Annotated in this window: 8 protein-coding genes, 1 tRNA gene and 1 rRNA gene (1 of these 10 running past the window's edge); all 10 read right to left on the bottom strand. The window is 36.5% G+C overall.

Going from position 1 to position 12,500, the window contains the following annotated elements:
* Positions 1–75 (bottom strand) — tRNA-Ile (locus I5818_RS00050) (it extends 2 nt beyond the left edge of the window).
* Between the two features lie 150 nt (positions 76–225).
* Positions 226–1,778 (bottom strand): 16S ribosomal RNA (locus I5818_RS00045).
* 391 nt (positions 1,779–2,169) lie between these two features.
* Positions 2,170–3,246: an HD-GYP domain-containing protein gene (locus tag I5818_RS00040; RefSeq protein WP_078110964.1), complete on the bottom strand. Its 1,077-nt coding sequence runs from the start codon at positions 3,244–3,246 to the stop codon at positions 2,170–2,172.
* Positions 3,247–3,428: 182 nt separating this feature from the next.
* Complete coding sequence (gene gyrA / locus I5818_RS00035) at positions 3,429–5,927, bottom strand: DNA gyrase subunit A (RefSeq protein WP_058006878.1); 2,499 nt, start codon at positions 5,925–5,927, stop codon at positions 3,429–3,431.
* 65 nt (positions 5,928–5,992) lie between these two features.
* Positions 5,993–7,915 (bottom strand): DNA topoisomerase (ATP-hydrolyzing) subunit B, encoded by a 1,923-nt coding sequence (gene gyrB / locus I5818_RS00030; RefSeq protein WP_058006882.1) that lies wholly within the window; start codon positions 7,913–7,915, stop codon positions 5,993–5,995.
* 60 nt (positions 7,916–7,975) lie between these two features.
* Complete coding sequence (gene remB / locus I5818_RS00025) at positions 7,976–8,206, bottom strand: extracellular matrix regulator RemB (RefSeq protein WP_058006879.1); 231 nt, start codon at positions 8,204–8,206, stop codon at positions 7,976–7,978.
* Positions 8,207–8,217: 11 nt separating this feature from the next.
* Positions 8,218–9,336 carry a DNA replication/repair protein RecF gene (recF, locus tag I5818_RS00020; RefSeq protein ID WP_078110963.1) on the bottom strand — a complete coding sequence of 373 codons (1,119 nt, stop codon included), beginning with the start codon at positions 9,334–9,336 and terminating at the stop codon, positions 8,218–8,220.
* A 37-nt stretch (positions 9,337–9,373) separates the two neighbouring features.
* Complete coding sequence (gene yaaA / locus I5818_RS00015; RefSeq protein ID WP_058006881.1) at positions 9,374–9,589, bottom strand: S4 domain-containing protein YaaA; 216 nt, start codon at positions 9,587–9,589, stop codon at positions 9,374–9,376.
* A 214-nt stretch (positions 9,590–9,803) separates the two neighbouring features.
* Entirely contained in the window at positions 9,804–10,943 is a 1,140-nt protein-coding gene (dnaN, locus tag I5818_RS00010) for a DNA polymerase III subunit beta (protein ID WP_058005148.1), read from the bottom strand.
* 210 nt (positions 10,944–11,153) lie between these two features.
* Positions 11,154–12,500 (bottom strand): chromosomal replication initiator protein DnaA, encoded by a 1,347-nt coding sequence (dnaA, locus tag I5818_RS00005; protein WP_058005147.1) that lies wholly within the window; start codon positions 12,498–12,500, stop codon positions 11,154–11,156.

Raw genomic sequence — 12,500 nt, 5'->3', positions numbered from 1 at the left:
GTGGGCCTAAATGGACTCGAACCATCGACCTCACGCTTATCAGGCGTGCGCTCTAACCAGCTGAGCTATAGGCCCACATTTATTAGGAAACAAAAGACAATGGATAGATAAACATACCAAAGTCATGTTTTTATTCATGTATATTTTCATAGAAGGATTGAACCTTCAAAACTGAACAAAACAGAAGACGTCTGAACCACGTAAGTGGTTTTCCATATTCCTTAGAAAGGAGGTGATCCAGCCGCACCTTCCGATACGGCTACCTTGTTACGACTTCACCCCAATCATCTGTCCCACCTTCGGCGGCTGGCTCCAAAAGGTTACCTCACCGACTTCGGGTGTTACAAACTCTCGTGGTGTGACGGGCGGTGTGTACAAGGCCCGGGAACGTATTCACCGCGGCATGCTGATCCGCGATTACTAGCGATTCCGGCTTCATGTAGGCGAGTTGCAGCCTACAATCCGAACTGAGAATGGTTTTATGGGATTGGCTAAACCTCGCGGTCTTGCAGCCCTTTGTACCATCCATTGTAGCACGTGTGTAGCCCAGGTCATAAGGGGCATGATGATTTGACGTCATCCCCACCTTCCTCCGGTTTGTCACCGGCAGTCACCTTAGAGTGCCCAACTGAATGCTGGCAACTAAGGTCAAGGGTTGCGCTCGTTGCGGGACTTAACCCAACATCTCACGACACGAGCTGACGACAACCATGCACCACCTGTCACTCCTGTCCCCGAAGGGAAAATCCCTATCTCTAGGGAGGTCAAGAGGATGTCAAGACCTGGTAAGGTTCTTCGCGTTGCTTCGAATTAAACCACATGCTCCACCGCTTGTGCGGGCCCCGTCAATTCCTTTGAGTTTCAGCCTTGCGGCCGTACTCCCCAGGCGGAGTGCTTAATGCGTTAGCTGCAGCACTAAAGGGCGGAAACCCTCTAACACTTAGCACTCATCGTTTACGGCGTGGACTACCAGGGTATCTAATCCTGTTCGCTCCCCACGCTTTCGCGCCTCAGCGTCAGTTACAGACCAGAGAGTCGCCTTCGCCACTGGTGTTCCTCCACATCTCTACGCATTTCACCGCTACACGTGGAATTCCACTCTCCTCTTCTGCACTCAAGTCTCCCAGTTTCCAATGGCCGCTTGCGGTTGAGCCGCAAGATTTCACATCAGACTTAAGAAACCGCCTGCGCGCGCTTTACGCCCAATAATTCCGGACAACGCTTGCCACCTACGTATTACCGCGGCTGCTGGCACGTAGTTAGCCGTGGCTTTCTGGTTAGGTACCGTCAAGGTACCGCCCTATTCGAACGATACTTGTTCTTCCCTAACAACAGAGTTTTACGATCCGAAAACCTTCATCACTCACGCGGCGTTGCTCCGTCAGACTTTCGTCCATTGCGGAAGATTCCCTACTGCTGCCTCCCGTAGGAGTCTGGGCCGTGTCTCAGTCCCAGTGTGGCCGATCACCCTCTCAAGTCGGCTACGCATCGTCGCCTTGGTGAGCCGTTACCTCACCAACTAGCTAATGCGCCGCGGGTCCATCTGTAAGTGATAGCCGGAGCCATCTTTCAATTCTCCTTCATGCGAAGAAAAAAGTTATCCGGTATTAGCCCCGGTTTCCCGGAGTTATCCCAGTCTTACAGGCAGGTTACCCACGTGTTACTCACCCGTCCGCCGCTAATCTTCAAGGAGCAAGCTCCCATCAGATTCGCTCGACTTGCATGTATTAGGCACGCCGCCAGCGTTCGTCCTGAGCCAGGATCAAACTCTCCAAAAAGATGTTTGATATAGCTCTTTATAAATAAAAGTAATTCATTGACGTTTCGTTTTGTTCAGTTTTCAAAGATCAATCACCTTTAAGCGACTTTTATATATTATCATATATATCATTTCAAGTCAATACTTATTTTAATATAATATTTTTTGAAATTTATATAGTTGATATAAAAGACCAACGAATATTATTCTATCAGATATTATTAGCAAACACAATAACTTTTTTAAAAAAAACCTAAACTTTTTAGAAGGAAGATTTATATTGACTCTTTTCTATAGCTTTATTGATAGTTAATAAATTTCTTTATATACTTCACAATTGTTTAATTTATCAAGTTTAGGATATTGAAAGGAGCCATTTTATAATCCTTCCTTCTCATAGAGTTATCTGTTTATGAATAAACTTCCTCTATATATAACTCTCTTATCTTTTCAAGATCTATGGATTCACCGTTATTTAACTTTATTAATGGTCTCGTTAATGCATGTTGTTTAGTGAAAAGAACTACCCCTATCTCTCCATTCGATAATCTTACTCTAGTACCAATAGAAAGTTTTGCTACCATTAATGATAGTGTGTTTAAGACAGATATATCATATTTTCCAAATTCATCTATTTTCATCATTTCTATAGCTTTTAAAGGGGCAATATTTTTTTTATGGGACCGGTTAGAAATTAATGCATGAAATACATCAGCAACTGCTACTATTCGGGAAATTGGATAAAACTGATTTCCTTTTATCCCCATTGGATACCCACTACCATCTAATCTTTCATGGTGTTGAAATACAGCTAATTTAGTTTCAGGTTTTAATAGAGGACTATTTTGAATCATTTTTAAGCTCAAATTTGGATGATCTTGAATTTCCTTATTCTCTTCGGATGTAAGGACACCTGATTTGGTAAGGATTTTGGGGGATATCTTTGCCATACCGACATTTGCCAAGCAGCCAGCTAATGCTGTTTGATAGTAAAGACCCTTATCATAGCCCATTTTCTTGGCTATTAGTCCGCTAATAATTCCTACTGCAACAGAATGATCATAAATATAGTTATTCTGGTTAGTAGAAAAGTTTTGAGATGAAATAGAAATGTTTTTCTCTTCAGCCTTTTCAAGTAATTTATAAAGAAAATCCCTTACATTAGCAATATCAACTGCTGACCCCGATTGCCATTTTTGAAAATCTATTTTGTACTTCGTTACTGCTATTTCAAAATCCTCTCGAAATGATGAATATATTATCTTCTTTTCTTCCTTAGTGTCATATACACGCTCATCATTTTTTTTCTGATCATGTTTCCTAGTCAATCCTTCAATTATCACATCCGTTTTCAAGAAAGCCTTTAATACTTCTATATGTTCTGGAGTAATTATTGTTTTTTTAGGAATGATTGGTTGTCCAGTCATCCCCATCACATCTTCTGCTAAAACAGCCCCTACACGTAAGTCTTCAATCGTGACTTTCATTCTTCCCACCCCAATTTTTCAATAACTATCTTTAATAAAGGCTCTTTTCTCAAACATTGTTGCTATTTAAGCAAAATTTTAACGAATAACTATCGGCTAAAAGCCGCTCCAACTATACAAAACAGCCTTTCTAAATATTTTATCAAAAAAGAGACATCATAGCGATGTCTCTTTACAAAATTTTACTCTTTCTCTTCGTTCTCAATTAATTCGGATGCTTCCTCATCAGAATCCTCTGCCTCCGAAGTCTCTTCTTCCTTTTCAACCTTTGCTACTGTAGCTACATGTTCATCCTCACCTAACCGAATGAGCTTGACTCCCTGTGTATTTCTTCCTAATTGGGAGATGTCACTTACCGCCATACGAATAAGAACTCCTCCAGCTGTTATAAGCATAAGGTCTTCTTCTCCAGTAACTGTTTTTACTGCTATTAAGCCACCATTCTTTTCAGTGATATTACATGTTTTTAATCCTTTACCGCCACGGCTTTGAATACGATATTCAGATGCAATTGTTCGTTTTCCATAACCATTTATAGTTACAATTAGAACATCATTACTCTCATCTAATATTTCCATGCCAACTACTTCATCATCACCAGAAAGAGTAATTCCTTTAACACCAGTTGCTGTTCTACCCATTGAACGAACATCTACCTCTGGGAATCTTATTAACATACCATTTTTGGTACCTATAATAATATCTCTATCCCCATCTGTAAGTTTTACAGAAATAAGTTCATCTTCTTCACGGAGATGAATGGCAATCAATCCATTTGTACGTATATTTGCAAAATCAGTTAATGGAGTTCGTTTAGAAATTCCTCGTTTGGTTGTAAAGAATAGGAAGCTATCATCAACAAATTCTTCTACGCGAATCATTGTGTTAATCCACTCATCTTTTTCGATACCAAGTAGATTAATAATTGGAATCCCTTTTGCTGTTCTGCTAAACTCAGGAATTTCATATCCTTTAGCTCGATATACTTTCCCTTTATTTGTAAAGAACAGGATCGTGTCATGTGTCGAAGTTGTTAATAAATGTTCAACGAAATCATCTTCATTTGTTCCCATTCCTTGGACTCCACGCCCGCCACGCTTTTGGCTTTTGTAGGTTGAAATTGGAAGACGTTTAATATATCCATTGTGTGTTAAACTTATCACAATATTCTCCCGTGGAATTAAATCTTCATCTTCAATTTGTTCGACCCCACCAGAAACAATTTCTGTACGGCGCACGTCATTAAAACGTTCCTTTATTTCTAACAGCTCTTCACGAATGATTTCTAAGACCTTTTCCTCATCCGCTAAAATAGCTCTTAATTCAGCAATCAGCTTGATTAATTCTTGATACTCTTCTTCAATCTTTTCACGTTCTAATCCAGTTAGTCTTTGTAGACGCATATCAAGAATTGCTTGAGCTTGTTTTTCAGATAATGAAAAATTCTCCATTAAACCGTTTCTAGCTATTTCAGTTGTTTGAGATGAACGAATTAAGCTTATAATTTCATCAATATGATCTAATGCTATACGTAAACCTTCTAAGATGTGTGCACGTGCTTCCGCTTTACGTAATTCAAACTCTGTTCTTCTACGAATAATTACTTTTTGATGCTCTAAATAATGATATAAACACTGTTTTAAATTTAATACTTTTGGTTGCCCTTCCACAAGAGCTAATAAATTTATCCCAAATGTTGTTTGAAGCGCGGTATGTTTGTACAAATTATTTAAAAGGACATTTGCATTTGCATCTCTTCTAACGTCGATAACAACATGCATACCTTGACGATCAGATTGATCACTTAAATCTGTAATTCCATCAATTTTTTTATCTCTTACAAGTTCAGCAATTCTTTCTACAAGCTTAGCTTTATTCACTTGGTAAGGTATTTCTTTAATGATAATCGATTCTTTACCATTCGGCTTTTGTTCTATTTCTACTCGTGCCCGTAGAGTAATGGAACCACGTCCTGTCTCATATGCACGCCTGATCCCACTTCTACCAACAATTAAACCCGCAGTCGGAAAATCTGGACCTGGTATATACTCCATTAGTTCTTGAATTGTAATATCTGGATCCTTACTCAAAGCAAGGACACCATCAATTACTTCCCCAAGCTGATGAGGAGGAATATTGGTTGCCATACCTACTGCAATACCCGATGTCCCATTTACTAATAAGTTTGGAAATCGAGATGGAAGAACAACCGGTTCTCTTTCTGAACCATCATAGTTGTCCTGATAATCAATCGTATCTTTGTTTAAATCTCGAACTAATTCCATTGATATTTTTGACATCCGTGCTTCGGTATAACGCATAGCAGCTGCAGAGTCACCATCAATAGAACCAAAGTTACCATGTCCATCAACCAACATATATCGATAGCTAAAATCCTGAGCCATACGAACCATCGTTTCGTAAACCGCGGAGTCACCATGTGGATGGTACTTACCAATAACTTCTCCAACGATACGAGCTGATTTTTTATAGGCTTTATCTGATGTCATTCCTAAATCATTCATTGCATAAAGAATCCTTCGATGTACGGGCTTTAACCCATCACGTACATCTGGAAGTGCACGAGAAACGATAACACTCATAGCATAATCCAAGAAGGAAGTACGCATTTCATGACTAATATTTACTTCTTTAATATTTGATTTCGGTGTTTCAGACATACTAGAACCTCCTTTAAGAGAATCAAGCAACCAGTATCAACTGATTGCTTCTTTGTATTTCGCAATTAAATATCGAGATTTTTCACATAAATGGCGTTTTCTTCAATAAAGTTACGACGTGGTTCGACCTTATCCCCCATAAGCATCTCGAATGTTTCATCCGCTCCTATTGCATCCTCTAAACTTACTTGTAGTAATGTACGATTGGTTGGGTCCATCGTTGTTTCCCATAATTGTTCAGGATTCATTTCTCCAAGACCTTTATATCGTTGGATACCAGGCTTTGGTTGCTGCGGCATTTGGCTAAGCATTTCCTCTAATTCTCGATCACTATAAACATATTCTACTCGTTTTCCTTGTGAAATTTTATATAAAGGTGGTTGAGCAATATAAATATACCCTGCCTCTACTATTTGTCTCATATAACGATAGAAAAAGGTTAATAATAAGGTTCTAATATGAGCACCATCGACATCTGCATCTGTCATGATGACTACTTTATGATAACGAGCTTTAGAGATTTCAAAGTCATCACTAATCCCTGTACCGAGTGCAGTAATAATTGTACGAATTTCATTGTTAGACAAAATTTTATCTAAACGTGCCTTTTCAACATTTAGGATTTTACCGCGTAATGGCAAAATCGCTTGAAAATGTCTATCTCTTCCTTGTTTTGCTGATCCACCTGCAGAGTCACCCTCTACGATAAATAATTCACTTATTTTAGGATCCTTTGAAGAGCAATCAGCCAATTTTCCAGGTAAACTTGAAACTTCAAGTGCACTTTTTCTTCTAGTAAGTTCACGCGCCTTCTTCGCCGCTAAACGTGCACGTGCAGCCATTAAGCCTTTTTCAACAATCTTTTTAGCAACAGTAGGATTTTCTAGCATAAATTTATCAAAGTGCTCAGAAAAAACCGCATCTGTAATGGTTCTAGCTTCTGAATTTCCTAATTTTGTTTTCGTTTGTCCTTCAAATTGAGGGTCTGGATGCTTAATTGAGATAATCGCTGTTAATCCTTCTCGAACATCTTCACCCGATAAGTTGGAATCATTTTCTTTTATCAATCCATTTTTACGTGCATAATCATTAATTACCCTTGTCAGGGCAGTCTTAAAGCCAAATTCATGTGTTCCGCCTTCGTACGTATGAATATTATTGGCAAATGAATAAATGCTACTAGTAAACCCTTCGTTATATTGAATAGATACCTCTATAGCTATGCCGTCCTTTTCACCTTCAACATAAATAGGCTCTTCATGGATGACCTCTTTCGTTCTGTTTAGATGCTCTACATAGGATTTGATACCACCCTCATAGTGATATTCATTTCTTTTTGTCTCATCTCTTTTATCTTCAATTGTAAGTTTTAATCCTCTGTTTAAAAATGCAAGTTCCCTTACACGAGTAGCTAAAACATCATAATCATAGACAGTTGTTTCTGTGAAAATTTCTTTATCAGGTTTAAAATGACTTGTTGTTCCTGTATGATCTGTTTCACCAATTATTTTTAAATCAAAACAAGGAACTCCTCGTTCATATTTTTGATAGTGGATTTTCCCATCACGATGAACATATACTTCAAATTCACTAGATAAGGCATTAACAACAGAGGCGCCCACACCATGTAGTCCACCAGATACTTTGTATCCTCCGCCGCCAAATTTACCTCCAGCGTGAAGAACTGTATGAATAACTTCAACAGCAGGTCTACCCATTTTTTCATGAATACCTACTGGAATTCCACGTCCATTATCAATAACTTTTATACTATTATCGTTTTCAATAACAATATTTATTTCATCACAAAATCCAGCTAAGGCTTCATCAATACTATTATCCACAATTTCCCAAACTAAATGATGAAGACCTTTACTACTTGTGGATCCAATATACATACCTGGACGCTTACGAACGGCTTCCAGTCCTTCAAGAACCTGTATCTGATTTTCATCATAGGATTGTCCTTGCACTTGTTCTTGTTCCATTGGCACTTGAATTCACCTACATTTCCAAAATTTATATTAAAAAGAGTTTTTACTTTTCTCTTAACTTAGTCGTTTTACGAGTGTACCTGAGGCTAAAGGGGAGAGATAATGTTGATGATCGGTAATAACTATGGATTTGAAATCACCTTTTGAAAGATTCAGCATCTTTTTCTTTTCGTTCTTTTGTAGAAATTCTTGAAAAATAGCAGAATCAATGACTGATCCTTTATCCAAAATAGCGATTATTTCATCAGTGCGAACCATTACATCTTCCCCTACATGCAAATACATGTTTACACACCTCACTTTATACGTGACATAAATCCCGCCTCAACTGAAAATGTTGAAGCATCCTTTAATGTTTGATGATCAATACCATCAACACTTGTTGTTGTAACAAAGGTTTGAACCTTTCCTTGGATGGTGTTTAATAAATGCGATTGACGGTAATCATCTAATTCAGATAGAACATCATCTAACAATAAAATTGGATATTCTCCAATTTCTGAATGAATCAACTCAATTTCTGCCAGTTTTAAGGATAATGCAGTCGTTCGTTGTTGCCCTTGCGAACCAAAGGTTTGTACGTCCCGATTATTGACATTAAAAATTAGTTCATCACGATGTGGTCCTATTAGTGTAACTCCCCGCTCAATTTCCCTTTTACGATTTAAGGAAATCCTTTCTTCCATTTCTTTTAATAGGTTTGACGAATCTAAGTCTTCTGATACATTGATTGAAGGTTTATACTGTATTTCCAGCGTTTCAAGCCCCCGGGAAATACCTGTGTGAATAGGCCTTGCCCATTCTTCAAGTAGTCGAATAAACTCAAACCTTTTCTTTATAACCTTTATAGCAATTTGTAAAAACTGTTCAGTTAGAACATCAAGCATCGTTTCATCTTTTTGCTTTTGCATTTGGAGTTGTTTAAGATAATGATTTCGTTGCTGCAAAATTTTTTGATACTGACTGATATCATGCAAATAGACTGGTGATACTTGACCAATTTCCATATCAATAAAACGACGCCTAACTTGAGGGCTCCCTTTTACTAAATGGAGATCTTCAGGCGCAAACATGACAACATTCATATTACCAACATACTGGCTTAATTTCTGTTGTTCTATATGATTAAATTTTGCTTTTTTCCCCTTTTTGGAAATGATTAATTCTAATGGGATTGAACCATTAAGTTTTTTTATCCTACCTTTTATTTTAGCATATTCTTGATCCCAGCGGATTAAATCTTTATCATTTGATGTCCGATGTGATTTAGCCATTGCTAAAACATAAATAGATTCCATGACATTGGTTTTACCTTGAGCATTTTCTCCAAGGATAACATTTACATTGTTTTCAAAGGAAATAGACAATGTTTCATAGTTACGGTAATTTTTTAGTTCTAATTCTTCAATATGCATTGATTAACATCCTTTACATGTACCCCCACATAATCATTTAATGGGAGACAACAAAGATACCGAACCCCGGTATTTCTATACGGTCACCTACAGATAGTTTTCTACCTCTTCTTTGATCTTGTTCTCCGTTTACAAATACATCATGTTCACTCAAAAACCATTTAGCCATACCACCACTTTGAATGATTTCCGCTAATTTTAAAAATTGACCTAAAGTGATTATATCCGTTTCAATTATTACATTTTTTTCCATGTTATCACTCTTTTCCGCTTCAATATTCCCTAATTTATAATTTTACTAAATAAATGAAATTAATACAATGCTCCTAGAATTAGGCTTTTTTATTAGTTATCCACATGTGGATGAATGGAATATATTCTATCCATCTCACATAAATTGTGGATAGAACAATTAAAAAATTAAGCGACCCTTTTAACTGAGGGCCGCTGTTTCTCTATATTGATTATTAATATGTTCTCACTGGTAAAATTAGTTGCAAAATTGATTCATCATTAATTGGGTGAATAATAAATGGTCTCATTGCACCAGTAAAACTAATTCGAATCTCAAATCCTTCAAGTGCTTTAAGAGCATCCATCATATATTTGGCACTAAAGGATATCTTTAAATCTTCTCCATCAATTGATTCACTTTGAACTTGTTCAATAACTTTACCAACCTCTGGTGTATTTGATGAAATTTCAATGATACCTGAATTTAAAGTTGTGAGCTTAACTACATTTGGATTTCTCCCTTCTCTTGCTAAAAGGGAAGCACGATCTATAGCTTGTAAAAATTCTTTTGTATTTATCACGAGATCTGTTTTGCTTTCTGTTGGGATTAACCTTGATGTATCAGGATAATTCCCTTCTAACAAGCGGGAGAAAAATAATAAATGTTTAGCTTTAAATAATATTTGATTTTCAGTAATAACAATTTCTACAGGTTCACTTGTATCATCTAAAATTTTATTCAATTCATTTAAACTTTTACCAGGAATGACAATATTGTAGTCTGCATCATTCGTATATTCAATTGCAGCAGAACGCATTGCTAGACGATGACTATCTGTAGCAATACAGGTTAAATTTCCTGAATCTACTTTCCAATTTACCCCAGTGAGTATAGGTCTAGTTTCTGATGTTGATACGGCAAATACAGTTTGTCTTGTAAGATTTTTTAATATATCTGTTGGGATTTTAATTACATTCTCTTCAGATACTTGTGGTAAATGAGGATATTCTTCAGGATCTAAACCATTTAAGTTAAATTCTGACTTTCCTGAACGTATAACTGTTTGTAATTGATTAATGACTTCAATTTCAATTGTATCCATAGGTAATTTTTTAACAATTTCACTAAAAAATTTAGCTTGTAATACAATTCCACCAGGTGTAAAAATCTCAACTAATTGATTTCCATCTTCTTCATTCGGAATAAATGATTCAATTGATACGTCTGAATCACTTCCAGTTAATGTTACACCTTCAGACGTTGCAGTAATTTTTATTCCTGTAAGAATCGGAATAGTTGTTCTTGGACTAATAGCTTTCATTACATCTTGAACACTTTGAATAAGACGATCACGTTGTATTGAGAATTTCATAATGGTCCCCCCGCAATTTATTTTAATCAGCAAATGATAGTATATTAATTATCTTTTAAAAAATCGTAGTAATAGTAATAGGCCCTGTTAATATGTGGATAACTTCAATAATCAAAGGAAAGACAGCCTATCCACATGTGGACAGACTGTGCATATTTCAAGTAAAGTTATTCACATTTTCCCCAAAAAATAATTGGTTAAAACTTTTTCTTATCCTTTTAGTAAACTTTTAATCTCTTGAATTTTTTTCTCAAGCTGAGAATCAGTTAAAAGTAATTTTGATATTTTTTCATGTGCATGTATGACAGTTGTATGATCACGTCCACCAAACTCTTCGCCAATTTTAGGAAGTGATGAATCGGTTAGTTCTCTAGATAAATACATTGCAATTTGACGAGGAAAGGCAACTGATTTAGTACGTTTCTTTGCTTTAAAATCATCTAATTTTATATTGTATTCTTCTCCAACCAATTTTTGAATATCATGAATCGTGATTACTTTAGGTTTTGAACTAGGAATAATATCTTTTAGTGCATCCGCAGCTAAGTCTGCATTGATATCTTTATTGATCAATGAGGAGTAGGCAACTACACGGATTAAAGCACCTTCTAGTTCTCGAATATTTGAATCGATTTGATTAGCAATATAAAGCATAACTTCATTAGGAATATCTAAACCGTCAGCTTTTGCTTTTTTTCGTAAAATAGCAATTCTTGTTTCGAGATCAGGTGGAGTAATATCTGTAATAAGTCCCCATTCAAAGCGTGATCTTAAACGATCCTCTAATGTTGGTATTTCTTTAGGTGGGCGATCACTTGATATAACAATTTGTTTGCTTTCTTCATGTAGGGCATTAAAAGTATGGAAAAATTCTTCTTGAGTTGATTCTTTTCCGGCAAGAAACTGAATATCATCTATTAGGAGAATATCAACATTTCGATATTTATTACGGAAATTTTCCGCTTTGTTATCTCGTATTGAGTTAATAAACTCATTAGTAAATTTTTCTGAGGATAAATATACAACTTTTGCAGATGGATTGTGTTCAATCACATAGTGGCCTATAGCATGCATTAAATGGGTTTTTCCAAGACCTACACCCCCATAAATGAAAAAGGGATTATAGGCTTTTGCGGGTGCCTCTGCTACCGCAAGTGATGCTGCATGTGCAAATCGATTCCCTGAACCAATGACAAATGTTTCAAATGTATATTTTGGATTAAGCATATTTTGAAATAATTCTGTCGGTTCCTCTGTTTTAGGGCCAATTTGTGGTGTACTCCTCATTTGAATATCCTCATCATCTTGATTTTGAGGAATAATAAATTTTACAGTTAGCTCTTCGCCTGTTATTTCATAGAGGACTTCTGAAATTAACGGGACATAACGACCTTCTAGCCAATCTCTAGCAAAATCATTAGGTACTGAAACGATAAATGTATTTCCTTTTAATGAATGTGCCTTTGTTGACTTGAGCCAAGTCTCAAAGCTGGGCTTACTGATCTTTTTTTCAATTATTGATAAAGCTTTATTCCAAAGATCAGCTATATTTTCCAA

Source organism: Heyndrickxia oleronia (assembly GCF_017809215.1).
Classification (GTDB): domain Bacteria; phylum Bacillota; class Bacilli; order Bacillales; family Bacillaceae_C; genus Heyndrickxia; species Heyndrickxia oleronia.
The sequence above is the reverse complement of the archived record's forward strand: the minus strand, read 5'-3'. Positions and strand labels throughout refer to the sequence as shown.

Excerpts from the sequence above, each read along its gene's own strand:
- I5818_RS00040 (WP_078110964.1), bottom strand. The coding sequence starts at position 3,246 with ATGAAAGTCACGATTGAAGACTTACGTGTAGGGGCTGTTTTAGCAGAA.
- gyrA (WP_058006878.1), bottom strand. The coding sequence starts at position 5,927 with ATGTCTGAAACACCGAAATCAAATATTAAAGAAGTAAATATTAGTCAT.
- gyrB (WP_058006882.1), bottom strand. The coding sequence starts at position 7,915 with ATGGAACAAGAACAAGTGCAAGGACAATCCTATGATGAAAATCAGATA.
- remB (WP_058006879.1), bottom strand. The coding sequence starts at position 8,206 with ATGTATTTGCATGTAGGGGAAGATGTAATGGTTCGCACTGATGAAATA.
- recF (WP_078110963.1), bottom strand. The coding sequence starts at position 9,336 with ATGCATATTGAAGAATTAGAACTAAAAAATTACCGTAACTATGAAACA.
- yaaA (WP_058006881.1), bottom strand. The coding sequence starts at position 9,589 with ATGGAAAAAAATGTAATAATTGAAACGGATATAATCACTTTAGGTCAA.
- dnaN (WP_058005148.1), bottom strand. The coding sequence starts at position 10,943 with ATGAAATTCTCAATACAACGTGATCGTCTTATTCAAAGTGTTCAAGAT.